Source organism: Paenibacillus pasadenensis (genome assembly GCF_002864175.1).
Taxonomy (GTDB): Bacteria; Bacillota; Bacilli; order Paenibacillales; family Paenibacillaceae; genus Paenibacillus_O; species Paenibacillus_O pasadenensis.
In genome coordinates, this window is record NZ_NFEZ01000001.1 from 16,188 (window position 1) to 40,000 (window position 23,813).

Here is a 23,813-nt window from a genome sequence, read left to right on the forward strand (position 1 = left end):
TCTTTAGGTCCCTTGCACCTGTGGACAAGATGTCCAGCTTTCCCTAACTATACCCATGCGCGGCGAGCTTTAAACACGGAGGCGGTGGAAAGAAGAGCTTCCGCGCATCCGCCGGCGCCCCCGGACGTAAGCAACCGAAGTCCGCAAAAACGGTCAAACCATTCCGCTCCGCTCCGGCTATGCTGGAATCAGAGGAGGCAAAACGATGACGCAGCAGCAGAGCATCCAAAAGGCGATCCGCTACATCGAAGCCCGGCTGCACGAGCCGCTGGGGCTCAAGGACATCGCCGCCGAAGCCGGATTTTCGGCCTATCATTTCCACCGTCTTTTCCGCGAGCAGACCGGCCACAGCATCGGCGGATACTTGCGCATGCGCCGGCTGGCGCTGGCATCGCGCAGGCTGCTGGAGGAGGAGCTCGGCATCCTTGACCTCGCTCTTTCCTGCGGCTTCGAGAGCCAGGAGGCGTTCACTCGGGCTTTCAAGCGTCTGTACGGACTGCCTCCAGGCCGCTACCGCCGTCTGTTCCGCCACCACCACTCTACACTCGAAAGGATTGATCCTTCCATGTCGACGAACGAAGCCCTTGCCGGCAGTCCCTTGAAAGGCTGGTTCCTCAGCGGAAGCCATCCGCATCAATACCGCATCTCACTGGACCGCTCGATCATCCATCAAGGCAGCGCCTCCGGCCATCTCGAATCGCTTGGCGAGACAGCTCCCGGCGGCTTCGCCACGCTTATGCAGCAATTCCGGGCGGACGAGTACCGGGGCAAACGCATGCGCCTCTCCGGATTTGTCCGGACACGCGGAGCAAGCGGCTTCTGCGGCCTCTGGATGCGCGTCGACAACGCGGCTGAGGACGTCCTGCAGTTCGACAACATGAACGATCGTCCGCTGGCCGGCGACCTCGACTGGAACCACTACTCGATCGTGCTGGATGTCCCCGAAGAGAGCGCGGTCGTCTCGTTCGGACTTCTGCTGTACGGTCCGGGCCGCGTCTGGTTGGACAGCCTGCGTTTCGAGGAGGTCGACTCCAGCGTGCCGACGACAGGCCAGCCGGCGGTTCCGGAGCTGCCTGCCGGTCCCGTCAACCTGCGCTTCGAGGACTGAGTCCGGCTGTCCGGCGGCCAGCGCCCCCGGACGACCAAAAAAAGCCGTCCCGGCCGGGACGGCTTTTTGGCCTGACAAGACAGGAGGAACGAATCGCTCTGTCCTCGTGTCTTTTGGAGCGGGCCCTTCGCTCAGCTTTTGCCGCGCTCCTTTTTCGCCTTGGCGCGGGCGCGGATCTTGTCCGCGTAGCCCGGCTTGTTGACCTGGCGCTCGCGCGCGATGGCCAGGTCTCCGCCCGGCACGTCATGCGTGACGGTGGAGCCGGCGACGACGTACGCGCCGTCGCCGATCGTGACCGGCGCGATCAGGTTGACGTTGCTGCCGATGAAGGCGTCGTCGCCGATGATCGTCTTGGACTTGTTGAAGCCGTCGTAGTTGACCGTAATCGCGCCGCAGCCGATGTTCACGCCGCTGCCGACCTCGGCGTCGCCGACATAGCTCAGATGCGACACCTTGCTCTCGTCGCCGAGCACCGCGTTTTTGAGCTCGACGAAATCGCCGATCTTGCACGCCTTGCCGAGCTTGGAGCCCGGGCGCAGGTTCGCATATGGACCGATGGAGCTGCCCTCGCCCGCCTCCGACTGGTCGACGGTGCTGTAGCGCACCGTGACGCCGCTCGCGAGGGTCGAGTCCTTGATGTCGGCTTGCGGTCCGATGACGCAGTCCTCGCCGATGACCGTGCGACCGCGCAGCACCGTTCCCGGATAGATGACCGTATCCGCGCCGATCTCTACGCCGTCCTCGATGTAGGCCGCCGTCGTGTCGATGAACGTCACGCCGTTCACCTGGTGGCGGCGCACGATGCGGGCCTGCATGAGGCGCTCCGCCTCGCCGAGCGCGATCCGGTCGTTGACCCCGATCGCCTCCGCCAGATCGGACGTGCAGTACGCCTGTACCGTCTCGCCGCCGGAGACGAAGATGCCGACGACGTCGGTCAGGTAGTATTCGCCCTGGGCGTTGTCGTTGGTGACGCGGGCGAGCGCCTCGAACAGCTTGCGGTTGTCGAAGCAGTACGTGCCGGTGTTGATCTCCTTGACCGCCGCTTCCGCCGGCGAGCAGTCCTTCTGCTCCACGATGCGCGTCACCGCGCCCTCGTCGCCGCGGATGACGCGGCCGTAGCCGGTCGGATCGGCGAATTCCGCCGTCAGCACCGTCGCCGCCGCTCCGCTCGCCTCATGCAGCTCCAGCATCGCCTCGATCGTCTCGGCCGTGACGAGCGGCGTGTCGCCGCAGATGACGATCGTCGTGCCTTCCTTGCCGGCCAGCAGCGTCTCGGCCTGGCGCACGGCGTGGCCGGTGCCCAGCTGCTGCTCCTGCAGCGCGAACCGAGCCCGTCCCTCGAGGTAGCTCTGCACCTGGGCCGCTCCATGTCCCGTCACGACGACGATTTCCTGACAAGCCGCCTTTTCCACCGTATCGACGACATGCCCTACCATCGGCTTCCCGCATACGGGATGCAGCACCTTGTACAGCTTCGACTTCATGCGCTTGCCTTGTCCTGCAGCAAGCACGACCGCCATCCGATTCACAGCTGACCGACCTCCCTGATTTCCGTTGTTCTCGTTTGACTAGCATTCCTATATATATATCCCATCCCACGCAAAAAAGAAAGGGAGCCCGAAGGCCCCCCAACCATGCTGAACTGTTCCGGCCCCGATGGGATCAGGCGCCTTCTTCGATTGCAACTTCCTCTTCCGTTGCGGCTCGCTCATACTCGGCGAGCACAGCGGCTTGAATTTTCTCCCGGGTGGTGGAAGAGATGGGGTGGGCGATATCCCGGAATTCCCCGTCAGGCGTACGCTTGCTCGGCATCGCGACAAACATGCCATTGTTCCCGTCGATGACGCGAATGTCATGAACGACAAATTCATTATCGATGGTGATGGATGCGATAGCCTTCATACGACCTTCGGAATTAACGCGGCGGAGTCTGACATCAGTAATCTGCACTTGTGTTCACCACCTTTGCCTATCGAAGACTTGGTGTATTATTCCACAAATCCGTACCGATTCCTTCTTGATTCTGCCAATTCAGAGCCGTTTTATAAAATAAATTTTGGAAATAAACGAAGTTCGGGATCATTCGACATCTGTCGATGCGATCAGCTCGATTTCGACAAGGACATCCTTCGGCAGACGCGCCACTTCCACGGCCGAGCGGGCCGGCTTGTGGTCGCCGAAGAAGGAAGCGTACACCTCGTTGACCGCCGCGAACTGGTTCATGTCCTTGAGGAAGACGGTCGCCTTGACGACCTGCGCGAGCGAGGAGCCGCCTGCGGCCAGCACGGCCTCCAGGTTGCGGAACACCTGCCGCGCCTGCTCCTCGATGCCGCCCTCGACCAGCGTGCCGTCCGGCAGCAGCGGGATCTGGCCGGAGGTGAACAGCAGTCCGCCGAGCTTCACGGCGTGGGAATACGGTCCGATCGCGGCCGGAGCGCCGGCGGCGATGATCGGTTCAAGCTTGGACATGGAGAGCAGCCCCCTATTCGGTATCGAAATAATTGCCCGGCACGATCGTCGTCTGCTTCGTCTTGAGGTCGACGGCCGTCAGCTTGGCGAGCGACACATAGTCCTCGAGCAGCCGGTCCTCGGTGCCGACCTCGCCGGACTCGACGAAGACGCCGACGCCCGCGACCGTCGCATTGAATTCATGCAGCAGGTCCATCATGCCCTGAACGGTGCCGCCGGCCTTCATGAAGTCGTCGATGATGAGCACGCGCGACTGCTCCTTGAGCGCGCGCCGGGCGAGCGACATCGTCTGGATGCGCTTGTTGGAGCCGGAGACGTAATTGATGCTCACGGCCGAGCCCTCGGTCACCTTGTTGTCGCGGCGCACGATGACGACCGGCAGGTTGAGGCAGGAGGCCGTCGCGTAGGCGAGCGGGATGCCCTTGGTCTCCACCGTCATGATGACGTCGATCGGCCGATCGGCGAAAGCGGTCGCAAAAATGCGGCCCACGTCGTTCAGCAGATTCGGCTGGCCGAGCATGTCCGTCATGTACAGGTAGCCGCCCGGAAGCACCCGCTCCGGCTGCTCCAGCTCCCGGCATACCCGCCGGACGATGTCCAGCGACGCCTCGGCGGCCATCCGCGGGATGAACTTGACGCCGCCCGCCGCGCCGGCGAGCGTCTGCAGCTGGCCGATGCCTTCTTCCTCGAATACTTCCTTGATGATGGCCAGATCCTCGCTGATCGAGGACTTGGCCGACTGGTAACGATCCGCGAATGCGGTCAGAGAAATCAACGTATGGGGACGATTGAGCAAATACTGGGTCATCTCGACCAATCGCGCGCTGCGCTTAAGCTTCTTCACCTTGGGGTCCCCCTGGCTAAATCCGAATATTGTAAAGACAATATACCATCTTTATACGGATTTAATCAAGATTGGACTCCTGGAGATGTGAGCATTCTTACCACGTACACTTCCTTGCAGAAGCCGCGCAGCCCGTTGTAGATGCGCGCCAGCTTGGCCTCCTTGGAGACAAGGCCGAATACGGTCGGCCCGCTGCCCGACATGAGCACGCCGTCCGCGCCGAGCCGCAGCATGCTTTCCTTGAGCATCCGCACCTCCGGGTACAGGCGCAGCGTCACATCCTCCAGCACGTTGCCGAGCTCCTCGCAGACGCCGGTGAACGATCCTCCGCGGATCGCGTCCAGCATGCGCGGCACCGACGGATGGCGGTCGATCGCGCTCACCCGGAAGCGGCCGTATACGTCCGCTGTCGAGACGTTGATCGGCGGCTTGGCCAGCACGACCCAGCAGGACGGCGGATTCTCGATCGGCTCCAGCTTCTCTCCCCGGCCCGTCGCCAGCGCCGTCCCGCCCGTCACGCAAAAGGGCACGTCCGAGCCGAGCTCCGCCCCGAGGACCGCGAGCTCCTCGTCCGGAATGCCGAGCCGCCACAGCCGGTTCAGGCCGCGCAGCGCCGCCGCCGCATCGCTGCTCCCGCCGGCCAGGCCGGCCGCGACGGGAATCTTCTTGTCCAGATGGATGTAGACGCCCTTCTTGACGTCATAGCGCTCCTTGATCAGCCTGGCCGCCTGGAAGGCGAGGTTCTTTTCGTCAAGCGGTATGTACCCGGCTTGGCTGGAAATGATGATGGCATCCCGCTGCAGCTCTTCCATCTCGAGCCGGTCGGAAAGGTCCACCATCGTCATGATCATCTCCACCTCGTGGAAGCCGTCCTCGCGCTTGCGCAGGACGTCCAGCAGCAGATTGATCTTGGCCGGCGCCTTCTCGTAGATTTTCATGTCGTCCGATCCACCCGTTCGTTAGATAAACTGCATCTATTATAGCATCCGACCGGGAGAAAAGCGAAAAGGCGGCCCGCCGCTGGACGCGTCCGGATCCGCCTCGTTCCTGCTATCGCTGCTGGCGCGAAGCGGCCTGCTCCGCCATTTGGATGGCCCGCTTCACCATGTTGCCGGCATCCTTCGCCTTGATGCCGCCCCAGCCTTCCTGCTGGACCGTATCGTAGAAGCCCAGATCCTTGGCCAGCTCCACCTTCAGCTGCTCCGACATCGTGCTGCGCCTTCTGCGGCTCATGCTGCATGCCTCCTTTTCGCTCTCAGGTGCGGACGGCAAGCTCTTGCCGCTATCGCCCTCCGTAGTATGAGGGAACGCCCAGCCGAGTATGCGGAGGAAAAACAGCCAAAAAAAACGCGCTGGCAGCGGCCGCGCGCGAAGGTTTCCCCGTGAAACCTGATCTATTCGTCAATGCAGCGGGTTGATCCGCACCTGACCTTCGTCATTGCAGACGGTAACCTCGACCGAGTCCGTCAAAATATCCGCATAGCTGTAGGATACCCGCTTGAATGCGTGCTGATCCTGGTCAAGCTTCACGATGAAAACAGATGGGTAGGTTTCTTCCAAAACACCAGAACGTTCAACCGTCTTGCGCCGGCCTCCATTGGCCCGCAACATGATCTTGGCTCCAATATGAGCTTCCATGCTGCGCTTGATTTCCGACAAAGCATTTCTAGCCATTGGCACTACCACCTCTTTCCTTGTCCATTATAGCCCAAGAAGGATGGCAATGTCAAATAAACGAAAATTATATCATCGTACCAACTTTAGTGTCAATGAATATTTTTCGACTTTCTCAAGGCGCAAGAGCGGGCTTTCACCCTCCCATATAATAAGGATTCGGCTTGACCTGCTTGACCTCGATCGGCTTCGGCAAGCCGACCCGATAGCGTCCCATCGTCTCGATGCCGCCGACGCCATCGATGCCCGAAATCGTGCCGTGGATGACATCCGGCAGGTTCACGCATTCGCGGATCGACGTGTAGCTCGCCTTGATCGCGATGTAGACCGGATCGAGCGCATGGATCAGGATGCGGCCGGGCGAGCTGGCGAAGTTCGCTCCGGACTGCAGCAGCGCCTCGTAATAGGACTGGCAGGCGCCGGCCACGACGACGAGGTTGTCGCGGTTCTTGTCATATTCGCGGGCGACGTGCACCGCGTTGACGAAGTTCTGCGAGTTCTTGTAGCTGCCGATGCTGTACAGCTCGCTGCGGCCCGGCGTCTTGAGCAGCCCGTCATGGCCCGTGATGACGACGATGTCCGGCTTGACCTGCGGGAGCAGACGATAGAGCAGGTCCGCCATCTGGTTCTCCGCCACGTGCAGCCCTTGAGCAGGCACGTTCATCTGGTTGTACAACTGCATGCTCTTGCGCATGTAGTTCGCATCTCCATCGAGATGCAGCACCTTGCCCGGCAGGTCGAAATACGCATGCTTCTCTTCCGGTCGGTAGTCGAGCTCGCTGGCGAAGGCATGGTCGATGAGTTCCGCGCTCATGCGCCGGTTCGAAGCCTTCACCTTGCTTCTCAGCGATTTCGTGACGCCCAGCTCCTCCGGGTTCGCTACCTTCTCCAGGTCGGCGAGCGGCGCGTCCGCGAGCAGACGGTAATCCGATCCTTTAAGTATGGCCGTATCCCCATAAACCGCCTCCACCCGGAAAAGCACGTCTCCTCCATAGGATCGCCGAACGACAAAATCCCCAGTTTCCACTGTGCCATCACCTCTAGCCTCAGCCTATGGGCAATGAGGGCGAATGGTGACAGCCGGATCGGAAACCGGGGGGTTCAAATCATCAGGTCAGGCTTGCTTCAGGCCTTCCCGCTCGAGGGCCGCCGCGAGCGCGGCATACTCCGGCAGCGAGAGCGTCTCGCCGCGGCGCACCGGGTCGATGCCCGTCTCCTGCAGGACGCGGGTCAGCTCCTCGCGCCGGTTTTTGCCGAGCCAGGACGACAGGTTGTTGTGGATCGTCTTGCGCCGCTGCGCGAAGCACGCCTGCACCGTGCGGAAGAAGAAGTCCTCGTCGGCCACCTCGACCGCAGGCTTGTCCCGCATCGCCAGCTTGATGACCGCCGAGTCGACGTTCGGCTGCGGGATGAACACCGTATGCGGCACGATGCAGACCAGCTCCGGCACCGCGTAGTACTGCACCGCCACGCTGAGGCTGCCGTAGGCTTTGGTGCCCGGCTTCGCCGCCATCCGCTCGGCGACCTCCTTCTGGATCATGACGACGATGTTCTCCAGCGGCAGCCGCTGCTCGAGCAGCTTCATCAGAATCGGCGTCGTCACGTAATAGGGCAGGTTGGCGACGACGCTGACCGCGCTCGTCTCCGCGAACTTGTCGCGGAACAGCTGCTGCAGGTCGAGCTCCAGCACGTCGGCATGCACGACCGAGACATGCTCCTCCGCTCCGAGCACCTCCTGCAGGATCGGGATGAGGCGCTGGTCGATCTCGACCGCGGCGACCGCTTTCGCCTGGCGGGCGAGCTGCTCGGTCAGGGCGCCGATGCCGGGACCGATCTCGAGCGCGCCTTTCGTCTTGTCGAGCCCTGCGGCCGACACGATCTTGTTCAGGATGTTCGGGTCGATCAGGAAGTTCTGGCCCAGGCTCTTCTTGAAGGAGAATCCGTGCCGCTCGATGATTTCCTTCGTCCTTCTCGGTGTCGCTACATCGGTCATGATCCGATTTCCTCCTTCATCTGCTCCAGCGCCTCGCGGAACTCCTTCCGGCTGATCCGGAAGCTTGCGCAGCGCTTCATGAACTGCTTGCCGTTGCAATAGCCGATGCCGAGCCGATTGCCCATGAGCAGCCGGCGCCGCGCGGCATCCGGATGGACGAGCAGCCCCGCCTCCATCAGATCGGCATGGGTGATTTCCGGCTCGCCGGCCGCGCCTTCCGTACGCACGGATGCGAGCGCGCGCCGCACCGCCTCCGGCGAAGCGTTCTCGACGCCGATGTCTCCGCGGTAAAGGGCGTCCTCCTGAGGCAGGAACGCATGCTTGCAGCCGGGAATGCGCTGAGAGACGATCTTGCGGATGCGTTCCCCGGCGTGGTCGGGGTCGGTGAAGATGATGACGCCGCGCCGCTCCATCGCCAGCTCGATCCGGCGGAGCACCTCCTCGCCGACAGCCGAGCCGTTCGTCTCGATCGTATCGGCCTCGACGGCCCGCTTGACCGCCGTCGTGTCGTCCTTGCCCTCGACCACGATGATTTCCTTGATCACTGGCTTGTCTCCTTTGGTTCCGCTTGCTTGCGACAGGGTAAAAGATCACAACTAGCTTTGACCCTTTCGCCGTCCCTTACTCCCCGCTATTTCCTTATAAACGCCCAAAACGGGCCGCTGAAAAACAGCGGGCCCGCTCGCAAAAGATCAGCTCAGCTTCGGCTTGGTCGGTCCAAGGACATAGACCGTATAGCCTCGCTTCTTGCCGAATTTTTTCACGTAGGATTCACTTTCGTAGAACACGTCGATTTTCTTGCCGTTGATCGCTCCGCCCGTATCTTCGGCGCGGCGGAAGCCGATGCCTTCTATATACACCCACCATCCCAGCGGGATGACGTCCGGGTCGACTGCAATGGTGCGCCCTTCGGACACTTTCGCTCCGGAGGCGGTGACGCCGTAACCGGGGTCGCCTTTGGATTTGCCCGTGGAGGCGAATCCGGCGGTATACGCGGTCAGGGTAACGTTGGTGAGAACTTTCTTGGCTTTGAGATCGAGACCGGATTTGGTCTGAGCTAGGGCTGGAGATGAGGATGCCGCGGTCAGGACCGCTGGCTTCGGTTTGGGCTTTTCCTTGGTTCCCACCGCCACGACCTTGCTGACGGCTTGTTTCTCCATGGATTTGGCGAGCAGAGTCTTCGTGACCAGTTTGCCGTCCTGGTACACCTTTTCGAAGGTTTTGACGAGTTGGCCGTTCTGGCCGGCCTTCACCATCTTGAGCTGCCCCTTTTCCAGGGTAGCGTCCTGCTTGCGGACGACGGTGAACGGGATGTCGTGCTTGGTCGTAATCTGATGCTTGTCGATTCTCATGACGCGGATCGTCATGTTGGCTTTCAGCTTGCTTTCGGAGCTCGGGAATACTTTATCCTGCTCCCGTACGGCAATATTGGATTCTCCGATCGCCGCTTCCACGGTCTTTTTGGTGGTCTTCACCTGCAGGGCCTTGCCGTCGGCAAGAATCGTCACCGGCACCGCCTGGTCGATCACGATGCGGTCGCCCTCCTGAAGCGCGGCGCCGAGCGGAATCGACAGCTCGTCATGCGGTCCGACCGCGATCGCCTGCTCCTCCAGCAGCTGCTGGAGCGAGGAATGGCTCGTGCTTACGATTTTCTCCTGCCCGTTCAGCACCAGAGAGACGCTTTTTTCCGACGTCCCTTTCAGCAACACCAAAAACATGAAAGTCATTGCGAGTGAGATCGTTATGCTAAGGATAATCAAACGCAGGTTGTCATGCTTCCATCGCCATTGGAAAGACTTGCTGGATGATCGTTGTACATGGGTTTCCTTTAAAGGGATAGCGCCCACTTCTTCGGTCCTCCTTACATAGCCCCGCCGCCTCGTGTTACGCATGATAATTCAAGACGCGACTATTAGGTTTTGTACGTGCCGAGCAGCACGCCGCTGGCAGCCTCGCCTCACCTCCACCGTTAACCCTATGTCGACGTATAATTCATTATTCAAACAAAAAGAAGCCGTCGACAGAGGATCTGTTTCGTGGCTTCCCGGGTGGTCACGATCAGGTGGAAGTGGAGCACGAGGTTGATCTCTCTTATATGCGCTTACGAGGTTAGCTGACGGGTTCGGGCAAGAGAGCTGCCCTATCGGCTCAAGGACCCTGCTCGTGGTCCCGGCGAATTCACCCCTGGAAAAGTACAGCTTGTCTGGCGGTCAAGCGTCATCCCTTCGGTATGTACGGCTTGCGTCCCCTTCTGCTGCGATGGTTCCCCCGCTCCCCCCGTTCGGGGAGATTAAGCGAATGATGAAAATCCTGCATCACTCAAAGCTCTGTGTTGAATCATACCGTTTCCTTCAAGCGATTGTAAAGACACGATAAAATCCTCTGAGATTCAAAATCGAGGGTTTTCGGGCGATGACGGACGTTTTATTCAAGGAAAGGTCAATCTTTCTCCTCCACAAGTCTTTTTTCATCCGATATCACGCCATTTTAAGAAATTTGGAAACATTTTCTTGCATTTGCCGATGTGATGGAAACGATTTCTTCTACAGATTTACCTTTTATTTCCGCAGCCGTTTCGGCCACGAGCGTGACGAAAGAGGTTTCGTTCCGCTTGCCGCGATGGGGGTGCGGAGCGAGGTAAGGAGAGTCCGTTTCGAGCAGCAATCGGTCCATCGGCACTTGCGCGAGCACCTCTTTGGGAACCCTTGCATTTTTGAACGTGACCGGTCCGCCGAAGGAGATGTAGAAGTTCATGTCGAGGCACTGCTTCGCCGTTTCCCAGCTGCCGGAGAAGCAGTGCATGATGCCTCCGACCTCCTCCGCTTTCTCCTCGCGGAGGATGCGGACGACATCCTCATGGGCGTCGCGGTTATGGATGACGATCGGCTTGCGGCATCGCTTGGCGATCGCGATCTGGTCGCGGAACGCCTGCTGCTGGACCTCCTTCGGCGAGGTGTCCCAGTAATAATCGAGCCCGATTTCTCCGAGCGCGGCGACCTTCGGATTGCTCATCAGCGACTCGATCCAGGCCAGATCGCCCTCGCGCAGATCGGCCGTGTCGGTCGGATGCCAGCCGACGATGGCGTAGACGAAGGGATAAGATTCGGCAAGCTCCAGCGTCGTCGGGATCGTTTCCCGGTTGAAGCCGACATTGAACAGCAGCTCCACGCCGGCTTCCCGCGCGCGCTGAATCGCTTCGGCGCGGTCGTTGTCGAATTTCGGTGAGTCCATATGGGTGTGCGTGTCGATGATTCCTTTCATGGTTCGACTCCTTTCATGCTTCGCCGCTCTGCTCCAAGCCCAGACGGGCCGCCGTACGCGGCTTCAGCTTATGCCGGATCCGTCCGGCGGCTTCTTCATCATAATACAGGCGGTAATGGCCTCGGTGCATGCCCGTGATCGAGGGAACGACATCGGAGCGCAGCGAGATTTCCGTTACGGCTCCGCTCGGCTCGAGCAGCAGGATGGGTGGCTTGCCCCTTCCTCCATCGGTCAGGCCCTCGGTCGCGGATCGATACACATGATAAGGAAGATCGTACGGGAAATCAATTTCAAGCTCATAGCCCGGATCCATTCCCGCCGCCGCCATTTCCTCGAAGCACAGCTGCGCTTCTGATTCATGCTCTTTCTCGAAGGTTATATACTTGTACAATTTGCGATGAAGGAACCGCGAGCACAGCTGCGACAGCAGCTTGTCCTCCTCTTCCGTCCATGCCACGAACGCCGTCTGCACGAGCGCCTCGTCGAGCTTCAGGTAGGAAGGAACATCGAGCTGGCCTTGGAACAGCTTGACGATCGGATCCGGAATCCACCCGAACGGATAGCCCGAGCGGCACAGCTCCTGGGCGCGAAGCAAGATTTTCCGGAGGATGATCTCCGAGCTGCGGGTCACCGGATGGAAGTACACCTGCCAGTACATCTGATACCGGCTCATGAGATAATCCTCCACCGCGTGCATCCCGCTCCCCTTGACGACGATCCGCCCCTGATGGGGCCTCAGCACGCGCAGGATCCGGTCCAGATCGAACGTGCCGTAGTTGGCTCCGGTAAAATAGGCGTCCCGGAGCAGGTAATCCATCCGGTCCGCGTCCATCTGGCTCGAGACGAGATTGACGACGATCGGCTTCTCGTAGTTCTTGCGGATGACCGAGGCCACCTTGCTCGGAAAATCGGCCTCCACCGTGCGCAGGAGCCGGTTCACTTCCGTCTTTCCCTCTATTATATGGCAGCTCCATTCCTCATGGTCGAACTCCATCACTTCCTCGATCGAGTGGGAGAACGGTCCATGCCCCAGATCGTGAAGCAGGGCCGCGCACAGACAGAGCAGCTTCTCTTCCCTCGGCCAATCCGGGTACTCGCTCCGCTCGAATTGCGAGATGATCCGGCGGGTAATCTCATATACGCCCAGCGAATGGCTGAAGCGGCTATGCTCCGCCCCGTGAAAGGTCAGGTAGGTCGTGCCGAGCTGGCGGATCCTCCGCAGCCGCTGAAATTCCGGCGTATCGATCAGATCCCAGATCAGCTGATCTTGCACGTAGATATACTTATGGACAGGATCCTTGAACACCTTTTCTTCTTCCAGCCTCGCCATTGCCCCACCTTGCTTTCTGTTCATAGTTTCGACAAAAACCCCAGGTTTTTGTCGAATGATGTCGCAAATATATTTCCAATTGAAACTTGTCTATAGTAAGATAGCCTAAGTTGGAACCCCTTGTACCGCCTGCAATGCCTTATTTCTTCGCGAATCGCGGCCAAAAAGGCAGGTTGACTGTTTTGGGAATGGTTGGTATGATAGGGATCATAAAAAGTAGCTTTTTGTCGAAACATGACGATACATGAACCTACGAAAGGGGTTAAGTTGCCCTATGATGAAGTCTACCGGAATTGTACGTAAAGTCGATGAGCTCGGACGCGTCGTCATCCCGATCGAACTGCGCCGCACCCTCGGAATCGGGGAGAAGGACGCCCTGGAGATCTACGTGGACGGAGAGCGCATCATGCTCAAGAAATACGAGCCTGCCTGCATCTTCTGCGGAAACGCGGAGAACGTCGCTTACTTCAAAGGAAAGATCGTCTGCAATTCTTGCCTTTCCGAAATGCCTTCCCCTGTGACAAAATAGAATAAATCAGGTATACTAGGTTTTAGCAACTTAACCCAAGGTATTTCTAACCTTTTTATACTCCTTACTTGCCTTCCTGAACCGCTCGCGGCTCAGGAAGGTCTTTTTTTATTTACGCATGACTTCATTATAGACGTCGCGCTTGGAGAGGCCCCGGTCGGCGGCCGCCTGCTTGATCGCCTCCTTGCGGTCCTGGCCAAGACGCTCATAATGCTCGACATGCTGCTCGAGCTCCAGCGCATGCCACCATTCCGTGCCGGCCTCGACTTTCTCCGCCTCCCCCTCGGCGATGACGAGGCAGTATTCGCCCAGCGGCTCCTGCTCCTCCAGATGGGCGATCAGCTCGGACAGCCTTCCCCGCGCCGCTTCCTCATGGCGCTTGGTCAGCTCGCGGATCATCGCCGCCTCCCGGTCGCCGAGCCGCTCGAGCAGCGCAGGCAGCGTCTTGCGGATGCGATGCGGCGACTCGTACAGCAGCAGCGTTCCCGGCAGCGCCTTCAGCGGCTCCAGCCATTTCTCCAGCGACTTCTTGTCCCGCGGCGGGAATCCCGCAAAGGTGAAGCGCTCCGTCGACAGCCCCGACATGATCAGCGCCGACAAAGCGGCGTTCGCTCCAGGCACCGGCACGACCGGGATGCCCCGAGCGGCCGCCTCGCGCGCGAGATCCGCTCCCGGATCGGAAATCGCCGGCATGCCGGCATCGCTCACAAGGGCAATCGAGCTCCCTTCCTCGAGCAGCCGCAGCAGCTCCGGTCCGCTGCTCGCCTTGTTGTGCTCGTGATAGCTGACCATGCGGTTGTCGATCTCGAAGCGGCTGAGCAGCTTGCGCGTCTGCCTCGTATCCTCCGCCGCGATCAGCGCGGCTTCCTTCAGGATGCGGATCGCCCGCATCGTCATGTCCTCCAGATTGCCGATCGGCGTCGCCACCAGGTACAGCGTTCCTTTATCCGTCGGTTCGAAGCTCTTCTGCAGCTGCATCCGGCTTCCCCCTTCCTTGATGAAAATAAATGTCCATGATCTCGTCGCTGTACTGCCCGTCGTCCTGATACACGATCAACGGCGGAAGCAGGCGCACGGACGGGCGTCCGCCGCGGACAGCCTCGATCAGCACCATGTTGGCCTCCGAACCGGCATGGGGATGGACGAAACGGATCCGTTTCGGCTCCAGCTTGTGACGGGTCATGGCCGAGACGATCTCGATCAGGCGACCCGGACGATGGACCATGGAGACTCGCCCCCCGGTGCGGAGCAGGCGCGCGCATTGCTCGACGATCTCTTCGAGCGTGCCGTTCATCTCATGGCGGGCCGCCGCCACATGCGGATTTTCATTGCGGTCGCCGCTCGCTGGAGGCAGATAAGGCGGGTTCACCGTCACCGCGTCATAGCTGCCGTAGCCGAGCTGCTTGGCGAGCAGCCGCAGATCGCCTTCGACGATCCGGATCCGCTCCTCGAGCCCGTTGAGGGCGACGCTTCGCCGGGCCATGTCCGCCAGGCGCGGCTGGATCTCCACCGCGTCGATGCCGGCTTCGCAGCGGGTCGAGAGCAGCAGCGGCACGACGCCGTTGCCGGTGCACAGATCGACGATTCGGCCGCGCTTCGGCACGCCGGCGAAGCGGGCCAGCAGCACCGCATCCATCGAGAAGCTGAACACCTCCCGGCTTTGGATGATGCGGAGCCGATGGGTCAATAGATCATCCAGCCTTTCGCTGGGCAGCAAATCAAGCTCCATGATGCATAGCTTCTCCTTCCAGGATAAAATCATAAATGGTCCATGACGACAAACAGGACCCGCAAGCGGGTCCTGGAAGGGTTATTTGTTCAGGAAGGAGAGGCAGAACAGGCAGTCTCCCTCGGTGCGGAGATGACCGTAGTTCACGTTGCAGATGTGGAATCCTTCGTAATAAAGGCGGGCCAGATTGTCATGCCCTTCTCCGACTGCAGGCGCATCCTCCCTATCCGCTTCGTCCGTCAGGACGGCCGCCGCCGCAGTAACGGCTTGCGCCGCTCCGGCCGGATCGGCCTTGCGCCGTTCTCCGTGCGGATTCGTTTCTTTTTTGAGCACCTTGCGCAGCTGGCGGTTCTCGATCGTCAGCTGCTGGTTCGCTTCGAGCAGCTGCTTGACGCTGAGCTTCAGCTCTCCCAGCTCTCGATGGAAGGCGCCAACCGTCGCTTCAAGCTCCTCCAAATGCAGGAAAAGATCTTTTTTGTCCAAGAACTCACACCCCAGAGCTTTGCTGCAAATCATTCAAGCCCGGCTGGCGCCGGCCTTACTTGACTACAACCTCGTCGATCGGCATTTCCTTCGGCCGTCCGCCTTGATCGAAGAGCTGGACGAACACCTTCTTGGACGAGGCATTGATGCCGGTGACGCGTCCCTCTCCATGCGAGGTGACGACCGTCTTGCCGACGGAAGGCATTTCTTCCCGGATGCTCTCGTAGTTATCATGCTCAAATTTCAAGCAGCACATCAGCCTGCCGCATAATCCGGAAATCTTGGTCGGATTGAGCGAGAGACTCTGATCCTTGGCCATCTTGATGGACACCGGATCGAAGTCGCCGAGCCAGGACGAGCAGCAGAGCACGCGTCCGCAAGGTCCGATGCCGCCCAGCATCTTGGCTTCGTCGCGGACTCCGATCTGCCTCAGCTCGATCCGGGTCCGGAATACGCTGGCCAGATCCTTGACCAGCTCGCGGAAATCGATCCGGCCTTCGGCCGTGAAGTAAAAAATGATCTTGTTGCGATCGAACGTAAATTCGACATCGACCAGCTTCATCTTGAGGCCGTGCGCGCGGATCTTGTCCAAGCAAGTCGCGAAGGCGTTCTGGGCGGCGCCACGGTTCTCTTCCACGACTTTGGCGTCCTGCTCGCTGGCGATGCGAATGACTTTTTTAAGCGGGAGAACTACGTCTGATTCGTCTACTTGTTTCTGTCCGACTACGACTTTGCCGTATTCCACACCCCGGGCCGTTTCCACGATGACATGATGGTCCGTGCCTACGGGGTGATCGACGGGATCAAAGTAATAGATCTTGCCCGCTTTTTTGAAGCGGACACCGACGACATTATACAAGGATTAACCCTCCTGTAGACGTACCATTAATTGCTCGAGGGCAAGCTGGGGAGCGACATTCGCCTTGATCATCCCCGCTGCCCGCATCGTATGCTCCATGCACGACACCCAGTAGGCTGCCGGCTTCGTGAAGGCATGGGCGCTTATCCAATCCAGCTGATCTATGAAAACCATCTTGTCAGACCGTCCGGCCTGAAAATGAATCATGTCTCTGTACCATAACACCAATAAGGACAAAAGCAGCTGCGGATCGGCACCCAGGTCTGTCTTGGACAGGCGCTGCTGAACGGTGACCAGAGCCGCAGTGAATCGAGACAAGCTCTCCTTGCCTAATTGTATCACTACATTTCGGATTTCTGCAAACCCAACTTGCGCCGCCAAAGCCCTTGAAGCGTCCTTGCCGGAGGCCAGATGGACGGCCGCTCGAGCGAGCAGCGGAGGCTCTCCTGCGGCGATCAGCTGCTCCAGCATCTCCTCCGTGGAATAGGGGAGGAACGGCACCGGCTGGCTGCGGGAAGCGATCGTCGGAAGCACCGAGCCGGGATGCGTCGCCAGCAGGATCGCCACCGTCGGCGAGACCGGCTCCTCCAGAAACTTCAGCAGGCTGTTGGCGGCCTGCGGCGTCATGGCATCGGCTTTTTCGATGAGGTAGACCTTGCGGCTGCCGGCATCGGCCGTCCGATAGGACATCTCCCGCTGAAGCTCCTGGATCTGGCCAAGCTTGACCGACTGGCCGTCCGGCGCGATGCGGTGCAGATCCGGCTGGTTGCCATGCTCGAACTTGCGGCATTCGAGGCACTCCCCGCAGGCGTCGTCGCCGCCGGAAGAGCAAAAAAGCGCCTGCGCGAACGCGAGCGCCGTCTGCAGCTTGCCGGTGCCGTTCGGCCCGGCGAACAAATACGCATGGGACACCTTGCCGGTGCGCAGCGCATGCTGAAGAATCTGCTTGGCCTTGCCCTGGCCGGGGATATCGGAAAGTTTCACGGATCGAATCCTTTCTATTAAAAGAGCAGATTGATAAGCAGGCCGCGGATGTCGCCTACGCTCTGCAGCAGCTGCATGCGTCCCTGCTCCGTCTGCAGCAGCTCCTCCGCCATCGCGAGCAGGCTGTCGTCGACCTCGTCGAGCAGCTTATGCCGCTTGATCCGGCCTCTGCGGTCCATGCTGCGCACGTCCTTGATGCCGACGCCGCGCCGCACCGTCAGCTCGAGGAACTGCTTGACCATCGCCTTGTACGTCTGCAGCTCGCGCACGGTCATGGAGCGGGCGAGCCGATCGCCCTGCGCCTGGATGTCCTGCAGCTTCTGCTGCAGCTCCTCGCGCGTCCGGCTGCCGTTCTGCTGCTGCATGACATCGGCGAACGACTTCGGCTGCACCGCCCGGCCCGCTCCACCGCCCGACACGCGGTCCTGTCCGAGCGCGCGGTATCCTGGATCGATCTTCATGGCCTACCGTCTCCTGTCAGAAGTGTTCGAAGCGCTCGACCGGAAGCACGAACACCGCCGCGCCCCCCACCTGGACCTCGACGGGGAAAGGAATATACGAATCCGTCGTGCCGCCCATCGGCGACACCGGAGTGACGAGCTGGTCGCGCACCTTGCAGTTGGAGCGGATGCAATGAAGCACCTCATGCACCCGTTCATCCTCGATTCCGATCATGAACGTCGTGTTGCCGGCCTTGAGGAAGCCTCCTGTGCTGGCCAGCTTGGTCGCCCGGAAGCCTGCGCTTACCAAGGCGTTGGAAAGGCGGTTGCTGTCTTTATCCTGTACGACGGCGATGACGAGCTTCATCCTCATCCCTCCAGATCATATTTGGGTTAAAAATTCGACATGCTTCCCAAGGATTCCTGCTGTCGGGGCCAAAGGACCCGCATCGCCTCATCCCGAATCGAATCGGGCGTCAAAGAGGCGTCCAGCCGGAAAATGCGGCGCGGCTCCTGCTCGAAGAGCAGCCGATAGCCCTCTCGGACGCGGCGGTGGAACGACTCCGCCTCGAGGTCAAGCCGATTGACCTCCCGCTCGCTCGAAGCCGCGATCCGCGCAAGGCCGAGCTCGGGCGGCAAGTCGAGCCATAGCGTCGCGTCGGGCATCCACTCGCCGATCGCATAACGGTTGATTCCGCGGACCTCCTCGATGCCGAGCCCCCGGGCATAGCCTTGATACGCGAGGCTGCTGTCGATGAAGCGGTCGCAGATGACCCATTGCCCCGCTTCAAGCGCAGGCACGACCTTTTCGACGAGATGCTGCCTGCGGGCGGCCGCGTACAGCAGCGCCTCCGTGCGGGCATCCATGCTCGTATGGGCCTTGTCGAGGATGACCGAACGGATCCTCTCCGCGATCGGAATTCCTCCCGGCTCGCGGGTCGTCAGCACGGACTGCCCTTTCGCCTGCAGCTCCGCCGCGAGGGAGCGGATCAGCGTCGTCTTGCCCGCTCCTTCTCCGCCCTCTATTGTAATGAAGGTTCCTTTAGACACGTTCATGCTCCCTGCATCTGGTTTCCCTTTATCATACCATAGATCGGGCGCGAAACCGCGCGGCTCCGCCGAAAGGCTTATTGTCGCCTTACCCGGATCCAGCCTCGTTCAGACGCATTTTTACCCTGAAACCTCGCTTCTTTCAGCCGCTGCATGCTTGCGATTGCCCGATCCGTAAGCGGCTCTCCCTCCAGCACGAGCGGTATTCCCGGCGGGTAGGGAATGATCGTCTCGGCGCTGATGCGGCCAGCTGCCTCCAGCAGCGGCACCAGCTCGGTTTCCCTTTCCTCCGGCGGGAAGCGTTCCAGCCTGGTCGGCTTGGAGAAAAGAAAGGCAGCCTCGTTCGAGCCGGCCTCGGCATCATCTCCGGAGGCAGCTTCTGCGCCATGCGCCTGTTCGCTATCCGTATCCGATTCGTCATCCCGCGCCTCTGCGCGGCCGAAGGCTCTTTCCACCGCGGACAATCCCTCGTCTACGAGCGCTTCCAGCTCCGCAAGAGCGGCCAGGAGCCGCTCCGCTTCCTCGATGCCGGTACGCGCGCCGACGAGCAGCACGACATAGGACTCGTCGGCCATCTCCGCCCAGATGCCCCGTTCCTCCAGCTGCCGCAGCAGCTCGAAGCCTTGGATTCCGCCCAGCCGGTCATGAACGACCAGTCGCAGCGGGTCCGTGCGAATCTCCCCGTCCTCAAGAAGATCCTCCGCAAGCCCCCATCGCGCGCTTCGGCGAATGCCGCTGCGGATCGCCGCCGCAGCCTCCAGGCCGGGAGCGAACCACTCTTCCCCGTGCTCATCGAGCAGTCCGCGCGCGAGATCGAGCGAAGCCATAATCGGGTACGATGGAGAGGAGCTCTGCAGCGCGGCGAGCATCGCCTTCACCTTCCGTCGATCCAGCCTCTCTCCCTGCATGTGCAGCATCGCCCCCATCGTCATCGCGTGAAGCGTCTTGTGCGTCGACTGGACGACGGCATCCGCTCCGGCCTGCAGCGCTCCTGACGGCAAGCTCGGGTGAAGGCCATAATGCGCGCCATGGGCCTCGTCTACGAGCAGCAAGCATCCGGTCCGATGGACGAGCTCCGCATAAGGATGCAGGTCGCGCGACCAGCCGTAATAGCTCGGGGTGCTGAGAAAAAGCGCCTTGGCCTGAGGCCAGCTGCGAAGCGCTTGTTCGACCGCTGCCAGCTCGGGCAGCTCCGTCAGGCCGCTTGCCGTCTCGATGCGCGGCTCCAGAAAGACGGCTTCCGCGCCGCTCAGCCGGATGCCGTTCAAGACAGATTTATGGACATTGCGCTGGACCAGCACGATATCCCCTGGCCCCGTGCAGCCGAGCAGAAGAGCGAGATTGCCGGCCGTGCTTCCTCCGACGAGGAACGCCGTCTCCTCGGCTCCGAAGCGGCGGGCAGCAAGCTGCTGCCCCTGCTCGATGGCTCCGGACGGATCATGCAGGTCGTCCGTATCGCTCAGCTCCGTCACATCCATAGGCAGCAGTCCGCCTAGGGCGGCTAGGAACGATGGCGCTCCGTCGTCGCTCTCGTCGTTCCAGCGTTCCGATGCCGCCAGCGATCTCGCGATTCCTTTGTGGCCAGGGACATGAAAAGACAAGGGCCGGGCAGCGGCGTGCCGCTGCAGCATGTCTACGATCGGCATCATTCTCTTCAAAGAAACGGCTTCCTTTCCCGCTCAACGGATCTTTTTCTTCATTGTAGCGGTCCGCCCGTCCAAAAAAAAGCTCCCGCCGTTCATGGCGGAAGCTCAAGCATTTTTATGGATCCAGATCTGTCTCATCTGATGGACGTAGAACGGATATTTCTCATCCAGCACATCGGTTTGCACCATTTCCCTCTCGCAGCTCCCGCATATGAATTCAGTCACGATTCGCAATCCTTGGTCATGGGGTTTCAGCTCGCCGCATACGATGCAGTTGCACATGGCTTCCTCATGCATCACCCATCCGCCTTTCTTTCCTTGCAATGATAGTAGCATTATGCCCTTCATTCTAGCAATTCATACCTGCGCTTCGCTATAATAAGCAGGAAGATGACATCAGCCCATCCGCGCTTCTATAAGATATGCCGCTCCTCGCCAAGGGTGATTGGCGCATCGGGTCCACGGCTGGCGCCGTTCCGAGCAGACGGGCTTCATTCCAAGGAGGATTCCATGTTCCAGCCTCTATCCGAGCAGAAGGAAGCGACCATCTATCAATATAAGCTTGTCCGCAAGCTAGCCTTCGAGCAAGGCTTTCAGCGGTTCTACTACATCTCCGGCGCGACCCTTGCGCTCGCGCTGCTTATCGCCGACCCTTGGCCGTCGCTGCTCGGCCTGATGACGGGCTTTATGTTGATTCCCGCCATGCATGCGGCCATTATCCGCATGGCTCTCCTACGCAGGCATTCGCTGGAGTCCACTTCCCGCCGCTGGCAATGGAGATGGAAGCTTCCCTTTCCCGGCTATATGCCGGTGCTGCCGATGGAACTGTCCGTTTTCCAGCGGCTTCAGCTCCACAAGCTTTGGATCGGAGCCTGCGCCATCGGAGCTTTCTACCCGTGGCTGTCTCCATGGCTGCTCTCCGCTTATCTGCTGCTGCATCTATGGCTGCTGGCTCCGCTCGTCTATGCCATCGTCCGCCTCCATAAGGAGAACAGGGACGGCGTCATCAAGCTCCCCTTCGAGGAGCCGTTCTTCTCTTACTATCATCGTTAGATCAGGCCGATGCCTGGTCTTCTTTTATATAACCTGAAGAAGATCGAATGAAGCCCGATCCATGCAAAAAGCCGCCGCATCCGAAGATGCGGCGGCTCGTGGTTGCAAGTGCTTGGCGACGTCCTACTCTCCCAGGACCCTGCGGTCCAAGTACCATCGGCGCTGGAAGGCTTAACGGTCGTGTTCGGGATGGGTACGCGTGGTTCCCTTCCGCCATCGCCACCAAACGTCCTGCTTGCTCAAGGCGTAGGCTTGCGCCCTGAAAACTGGATCGAACGAAATGCCGTGCTGACCGGCTGGTTCTTGCTTGAATAGGATAAGCCCTCGACCGATTAGTACTCGTCAGCTGCACACGTTGCCGCGCTTCCACCTCGAGCCTATCAACCTGGTCGTCTTCCAGGGGTCTTACATACTGGGAAATCTCATCTTGAGGGGGGCTTCGCGCTTAGATGCTTTCAGCGCTTATCCCGTCCGTACGTAGCTACCCAGCGGTGCTCCTGGCGGAACAACTGGTACACCAGCGGTACGTCCATCCCGGTCCTCTCGTACTAAGGACAGCTCCTCTCAAATTTCCTACGCCCACGACAGATAGGGACCGAACTGTCTCACGACGTTCTGAACCCAGCTCGCGTACCGCTTTAATGGGCGAACAGCCCAACCCTTGGGACCTACTTCAGCCCCAGGATGCGATGAGCCGACATCGAGGTGCCAAACCTCCCCGTCGATGTGGACTCTTGGGGGAGATAAGCCTGTTATCCCCAGGGTAGCTTTTATCCGTTGAGCGATGGCCCTTCCATTCGGTACCACCGGATCACTAAGCCCGACTTTCGTCCCTGCTCGACTTGTTGGTCTCGCAGTCAAGCTCCCTTATGCCTTTGCACGCTTCGAATGATTTCCAACCATTCTGAGGGAACCTTTGGGCGCCTCCGTTACATTTTAGGAGGCGACCGCCCCAGTCAAACTGCCCGCCTGACACGGTCCCTTCACCGGCTTCACGGTGACAGGTTAGAACTCCGATACGATCAGGGTGGTATCCCAACGGCGCCTCCACCGAAGCTGGCGCTCCGGCTTCCTAGGCTCCCACCTATCCTGTACAGATCGTACCAAAGTCCAATATCAAGCTGCAGTAAAGCTCCATGGGGTCTTTCCGTCTTGTCGCGGGTAACCTGCATCTTCACAGGTAGTAAAATTTCACCGGATCTCTCGTTGAGACAGCGCCCAAGTCGTTACGCCATTCGTGCGGGTCAGAATTTACCTGACAAGGAATTTCGCTACCTTAGGACCGTTATAGTTACGGCCGCCGTTTACTGGGGCTTCGGTTCACAGCTTCGGGTTGCCCCTAACCGCTCCCCTTAACCTTCCAGCACCGGGCAGGCGTCAGCCCGTATACTTCGCCTTACGGCTTCGCACAGACCTGTGTTTTTGCTAAACAGTCGCTTGGGCCTTTTCACTGCGGCCCCCTCGGGCTATTCACCCTACCGAGGCACCCCTTCTCCCGAAGTTACGGGGTCATGTTGCCGAGTTCCTTAACGAGAGTTACTCCGCGCGCCTTAGCATGCTCTGCTCGCCTACCTGTGTCGGTTTGCGGTACGGGCACCTTCGCCTGGCTAGAAGCTTTTCTTGGCAGCTGGAGATCATGACCTTCGGTACTGTAAGTTTCCCTCCCCATCACAGCCCAGCCTTACGGTTTGCGGATTTGCCAACAAACCAGCCTCACTGCTTGGACGGACACATCCATCGGTCCGCGTCACTACCCTTCTGCGTCACTCCATTGCTCATAACGGCTTACGGTGGTACAGGAATATCAACCTGTTGTCCTTCGACTACGCCTTTCGGCCTCGCCTTAGGTCCCGACTTACCCTGAGCGGACGAACCTTCCTCAGGAACCCTTAGGCTTACGGCGGATCAGATTCTCACTGATCTTTTCGTTACTCATACCGGCATTCTCACTTGTGTACCGTCCACCAGTCCTTGCGGTCTGACTTCAACCTATACACAACGCTCCCCTACCCAAGTACACTAGGTACATGCCATAGCTTCGGTGGTGTGTTTAGCCCCGTTACATTTTCGGCGCAGAGTCACTCGACCAGTGAGCTATTACGCACTCTTTAAATGGTGGCTGCTTCTAAGCCAACATCCTGGTTGTCTGGGCAACTCCACATCCTTTCCCACTTAACACACACTTGGGGACCTTAGCTGATGATCTGGGCTGTTTCCCTCTTGACGATGGATCTTAGCACTCACCGTCTGACTCCCGGTTATACATGACTGGCATTCGGAGTTTGACTGGACTTGGTAACCCTTGGCGGGCCCCGCACCCAATCAGTGCTCTACCTCCAGCATGCTCAACACCGAGGCTAG

26 protein-coding genes, 2 rRNA genes and 1 riboswitch (1 of these 29 only partly in view) are annotated in these 23,813 nt (G+C 59.8%); of the genes, 3 read left to right on the forward strand and 25 right to left on the reverse strand.

Going from position 1 to position 23,813, the window contains the following annotated elements:
- The first annotated feature begins 205 nt into the window (after nt 1–205).
- A complete protein-coding gene (locus tag B8V81_RS00070) occupies nt 206–1,108 on the forward strand; it encodes a helix-turn-helix domain-containing protein (RefSeq protein WP_028598260.1) in 903 nt (300 codons plus the stop codon).
- A gap of 131 nt (nt 1,109–1,239) precedes the next feature.
- Here the strand turns inward: B8V81_RS00070 and glmU are convergent, their stop codons facing one another.
- From glmU to B8V81_RS00135, 13 genes are all read right to left on the reverse strand, one after another.
- Nucleotides 1,240–2,637, reverse strand: a complete 1,398-nt coding sequence (glmU, locus tag B8V81_RS00075; RefSeq protein WP_028598261.1) for a bifunctional UDP-N-acetylglucosamine diphosphorylase/glucosamine-1-phosphate N-acetyltransferase GlmU — start codon at nt 2,635–2,637, stop codon at nt 1,240–1,242.
- A 133-nt stretch (nt 2,638–2,770) separates the two neighbouring features.
- On the reverse strand, nt 2,771–3,058 hold the full coding sequence (gene spoVG, locus B8V81_RS00080; protein ID WP_020620824.1) for a septation regulator SpoVG: 288 nt from the start codon (nt 3,056–3,058) through the stop codon (nt 2,771–2,773).
- A gap of 129 nt (nt 3,059–3,187) precedes the next feature.
- Nucleotides 3,188–3,577, reverse strand: a complete 390-nt coding sequence (locus B8V81_RS00085) for a RidA family protein (protein ID WP_028598262.1) — start codon at nt 3,575–3,577, stop codon at nt 3,188–3,190.
- Nucleotides 3,578–3,590: 13 nt separating this feature from the next.
- Entirely contained in the window at nt 3,591–4,421 is an 831-nt protein-coding gene (purR, locus tag B8V81_RS00090) for a pur operon repressor (protein WP_028598263.1), read from the reverse strand.
- 65 nt (nt 4,422–4,486) lie between these two features.
- Nucleotides 4,487–5,359 carry a 4-(cytidine 5'-diphospho)-2-C-methyl-D-erythritol kinase gene (gene ispE, locus B8V81_RS00095; RefSeq protein WP_101807356.1) on the reverse strand — a complete coding sequence of 291 codons (873 nt, stop codon included), beginning with the start codon at nt 5,357–5,359 and terminating at the stop codon, nt 4,487–4,489.
- A 112-nt stretch (nt 5,360–5,471) separates the two neighbouring features.
- Nucleotides 5,472–5,654 (reverse strand): small, acid-soluble spore protein, alpha/beta type, encoded by a 183-nt coding sequence (locus B8V81_RS00100; protein WP_028598265.1) that lies wholly within the window; start codon nt 5,652–5,654, stop codon nt 5,472–5,474.
- 168 nt (nt 5,655–5,822) lie between these two features.
- A complete protein-coding gene (gene veg / locus B8V81_RS00105; protein ID WP_028598266.1) occupies nt 5,823–6,095 on the reverse strand; it encodes a biofilm formation stimulator Veg in 273 nt (90 codons plus the stop codon).
- Nucleotides 6,096–6,231: 136 nt separating this feature from the next.
- Nucleotides 6,232–7,122 carry a sporulation peptidase YabG gene (yabG, locus tag B8V81_RS00110; protein WP_028598267.1) on the reverse strand — a complete coding sequence of 297 codons (891 nt, stop codon included), beginning with the start codon at nt 7,120–7,122 and terminating at the stop codon, nt 6,232–6,234.
- Between the two features lie 87 nt (nt 7,123–7,209).
- Nucleotides 7,210–8,088, reverse strand: coding sequence for a 16S rRNA (adenine(1518)-N(6)/adenine(1519)-N(6))-dimethyltransferase RsmA (rsmA, locus tag B8V81_RS00115; RefSeq protein ID WP_028598268.1), 879 nt, complete (start codon nt 8,086–8,088; stop codon nt 7,210–7,212).
- On the reverse strand, nt 8,085–8,633 hold the full coding sequence (rnmV, locus tag B8V81_RS00120; RefSeq protein ID WP_028598269.1) for a ribonuclease M5: 549 nt from the start codon (nt 8,631–8,633) through the stop codon (nt 8,085–8,087). Before rnmV ends, rsmA begins: the two co-directional genes overlap by 4 nt.
- Nucleotides 8,634–8,780: 147 nt before the next feature.
- Nucleotides 8,781–9,935, reverse strand: coding sequence for a resuscitation-promoting factor (locus B8V81_RS00125; protein ID WP_028598270.1), 1,155 nt, complete (start codon nt 9,933–9,935; stop codon nt 8,781–8,783).
- Nucleotides 9,936–10,171: 236 nt separating this feature from the next.
- Nucleotides 10,172–10,395, reverse strand: a riboswitch (cyclic di-AMP (ydaO/yuaA leader).
- Between the two features lie 180 nt (nt 10,396–10,575).
- Nucleotides 10,576–11,349, reverse strand: coding sequence for a TatD family hydrolase (locus tag B8V81_RS00130; RefSeq protein ID WP_028598271.1), 774 nt, complete (start codon nt 11,347–11,349; stop codon nt 10,576–10,578).
- 13 nt (nt 11,350–11,362) lie between these two features.
- Nucleotides 11,363–12,679 carry an HD domain-containing protein gene (locus B8V81_RS00135; protein ID WP_043111125.1) on the reverse strand — a complete coding sequence of 439 codons (1,317 nt, stop codon included), beginning with the start codon at nt 12,677–12,679 and terminating at the stop codon, nt 11,363–11,365.
- Nucleotides 12,680–12,953: 274 nt separating this feature from the next.
- Here B8V81_RS00135 and B8V81_RS00140 point away from each other — a divergent pair, with 274 nt between their 5' ends.
- Complete coding sequence (locus B8V81_RS00140) at nt 12,954–13,208, forward strand: AbrB/MazE/SpoVT family DNA-binding domain-containing protein (RefSeq protein WP_028598273.1); 255 nt, start codon at nt 12,954–12,956, stop codon at nt 13,206–13,208.
- A 108-nt stretch (nt 13,209–13,316) separates the two neighbouring features.
- Here B8V81_RS00140 and rsmI read toward each other — a convergent pair whose 3' ends face one another.
- From rsmI to B8V81_RS00190, 10 genes are all read right to left on the reverse strand, one after another.
- On the reverse strand, nt 13,317–14,186 hold the full coding sequence (gene rsmI, locus B8V81_RS00145) for a 16S rRNA (cytidine(1402)-2'-O)-methyltransferase (protein WP_043111126.1): 870 nt from the start codon (nt 14,184–14,186) through the stop codon (nt 13,317–13,319).
- Nucleotides 14,152–14,937 carry a tRNA1(Val) (adenine(37)-N6)-methyltransferase gene (locus B8V81_RS00150; RefSeq protein WP_028598275.1) on the reverse strand — a complete coding sequence of 262 codons (786 nt, stop codon included), beginning with the start codon at nt 14,935–14,937 and terminating at the stop codon, nt 14,152–14,154. The genes rsmI and B8V81_RS00150 overlap by 35 nt, the downstream gene beginning before the upstream one ends.
- Nucleotides 14,938–15,018: 81 nt before the next feature.
- Nucleotides 15,019–15,420, reverse strand: coding sequence for an initiation-control protein YabA (locus tag B8V81_RS00155; protein WP_028598276.1), 402 nt, complete (start codon nt 15,418–15,420; stop codon nt 15,019–15,021).
- Between the two features lie 55 nt (nt 15,421–15,475).
- On the reverse strand, nt 15,476–16,279 hold the full coding sequence (locus B8V81_RS00160; protein WP_028598277.1) for a PSP1 domain-containing protein: 804 nt from the start codon (nt 16,277–16,279) through the stop codon (nt 15,476–15,478).
- A 3-nt stretch (nt 16,280–16,282) separates the two neighbouring features.
- A complete protein-coding gene (holB, locus tag B8V81_RS00165; RefSeq protein WP_101807358.1) occupies nt 16,283–17,263 on the reverse strand; it encodes a DNA polymerase III subunit delta' in 981 nt (326 codons plus the stop codon).
- Between the two features lie 17 nt (nt 17,264–17,280).
- A complete protein-coding gene (locus B8V81_RS00170) occupies nt 17,281–17,724 on the reverse strand; it encodes a YaaR family protein (protein ID WP_101807359.1) in 444 nt (147 codons plus the stop codon).
- A 16-nt stretch (nt 17,725–17,740) separates the two neighbouring features.
- On the reverse strand, nt 17,741–18,070 hold the full coding sequence (locus tag B8V81_RS00175) for a cyclic-di-AMP receptor (protein ID WP_028598280.1): 330 nt from the start codon (nt 18,068–18,070) through the stop codon (nt 17,741–17,743).
- 26 nt (nt 18,071–18,096) lie between these two features.
- Nucleotides 18,097–18,753, reverse strand: a complete 657-nt coding sequence (gene tmk, locus B8V81_RS00180; RefSeq protein ID WP_101807672.1) for a dTMP kinase — start codon at nt 18,751–18,753, stop codon at nt 18,097–18,099.
- Nucleotides 18,754–18,830: 77 nt separating this feature from the next.
- Complete coding sequence (locus B8V81_RS00185) at nt 18,831–20,402, reverse strand: aminotransferase class I/II-fold pyridoxal phosphate-dependent enzyme (protein ID WP_043111127.1); 1,572 nt, start codon at nt 20,400–20,402, stop codon at nt 18,831–18,833.
- A gap of 102 nt (nt 20,403–20,504) precedes the next feature.
- Nucleotides 20,505–20,747 carry a sigma factor G inhibitor Gin gene (locus B8V81_RS00190; protein WP_342352557.1) on the reverse strand — a complete coding sequence of 81 codons (243 nt, stop codon included), beginning with the start codon at nt 20,745–20,747 and terminating at the stop codon, nt 20,505–20,507.
- 162 nt (nt 20,748–20,909) lie between these two features.
- Between B8V81_RS00190 and B8V81_RS00195 the strand changes: the two genes are divergently transcribed.
- Nucleotides 20,910–21,452 carry a hypothetical protein gene (locus tag B8V81_RS00195; protein ID WP_101807360.1) on the forward strand — a complete coding sequence of 181 codons (543 nt, stop codon included), beginning with the start codon at nt 20,910–20,912 and terminating at the stop codon, nt 21,450–21,452.
- A gap of 110 nt (nt 21,453–21,562) precedes the next feature.
- On the opposite strand, the gene rrf is transcribed toward B8V81_RS00195, so the two are convergent.
- Together rrf and B8V81_RS00205 are read right to left on the reverse strand one after the other, a co-directional pair.
- A 5S ribosomal RNA gene (gene rrf / locus B8V81_RS00200) occupies nt 21,563–21,679 on the reverse strand.
- An 85-nt stretch (nt 21,680–21,764) separates the two neighbouring features.
- Nucleotides 21,765–23,813, reverse strand: a 23S ribosomal RNA gene (locus tag B8V81_RS00205); it runs 881 nt beyond the window's last position.

Excerpts from the sequence above, each read along its gene's own strand:
- B8V81_RS00085 (WP_028598262.1), bottom strand. The coding sequence starts at position 3,577 with ATGTCCAAGCTTGAACCGATCATCGCCGCCGGCGCTCCGGCCGCGATC.
- B8V81_RS00135 (WP_043111125.1), bottom strand. The coding sequence starts at position 12,679 with ATGGCGAGGCTGGAAGAAGAAAAGGTGTTCAAGGATCCTGTCCATAAG.
- B8V81_RS00195 (WP_101807360.1), top strand. The coding sequence starts at position 20,910 with ATGTTCCAGCCTCTATCCGAGCAGAAGGAAGCGACCATCTATCAATAT.
- B8V81_RS00175 (WP_028598280.1), bottom strand. The coding sequence starts at position 18,070 with ATGAAGCTCGTCATCGCCGTCGTACAGGATAAAGACAGCAACCGCCTT.
- B8V81_RS00130 (WP_028598271.1), bottom strand. The coding sequence starts at position 11,349 with ATGAAAGGAATCATCGACACGCACACCCATATGGACTCACCGAAATTC.
- B8V81_RS00100 (WP_028598265.1), bottom strand. The coding sequence starts at position 5,654 with ATGAGCCGCAGAAGGCGCAGCACGATGTCGGAGCAGCTGAAGGTGGAG.
- B8V81_RS00190 (WP_342352557.1), bottom strand. The coding sequence starts at position 20,747 with ATGAAGGGCATAATGCTACTATCATTGCAAGGAAAGAAAGGCGGATGG.
- rsmI (WP_043111126.1), bottom strand. The coding sequence starts at position 14,186 with ATGCAGCTGCAGAAGAGCTTCGAACCGACGGATAAAGGAACGCTGTAC.
- B8V81_RS00185 (WP_043111127.1), bottom strand. The coding sequence starts at position 20,402 with ATGATGCCGATCGTAGACATGCTGCAGCGGCACGCCGCTGCCCGGCCC.
- B8V81_RS00150 (WP_028598275.1), bottom strand. The coding sequence starts at position 14,937 with ATGGAGCTTGATTTGCTGCCCAGCGAAAGGCTGGATGATCTATTGACC.
- B8V81_RS00070 (WP_028598260.1), top strand. The coding sequence starts at position 206 with ATGACGCAGCAGCAGAGCATCCAAAAGGCGATCCGCTACATCGAAGCC.
- B8V81_RS00140 (WP_028598273.1), top strand. The coding sequence starts at position 12,954 with ATGATGAAGTCTACCGGAATTGTACGTAAAGTCGATGAGCTCGGACGC.
- veg (WP_028598266.1), bottom strand. The coding sequence starts at position 6,095 with ATGGCTAGAAATGCTTTGTCGGAAATCAAGCGCAGCATGGAAGCTCAT.
- rsmA (WP_028598268.1), bottom strand. The coding sequence starts at position 8,088 with ATGACCGATGTAGCGACACCGAGAAGGACGAAGGAAATCATCGAGCGG.
- ispE (WP_101807356.1), bottom strand. The coding sequence starts at position 5,359 with ATGAAAATCTACGAGAAGGCGCCGGCCAAGATCAATCTGCTGCTGGAC.
- B8V81_RS00170 (WP_101807359.1), bottom strand. The coding sequence starts at position 17,724 with ATGAAGATCGATCCAGGATACCGCGCGCTCGGACAGGACCGCGTGTCG.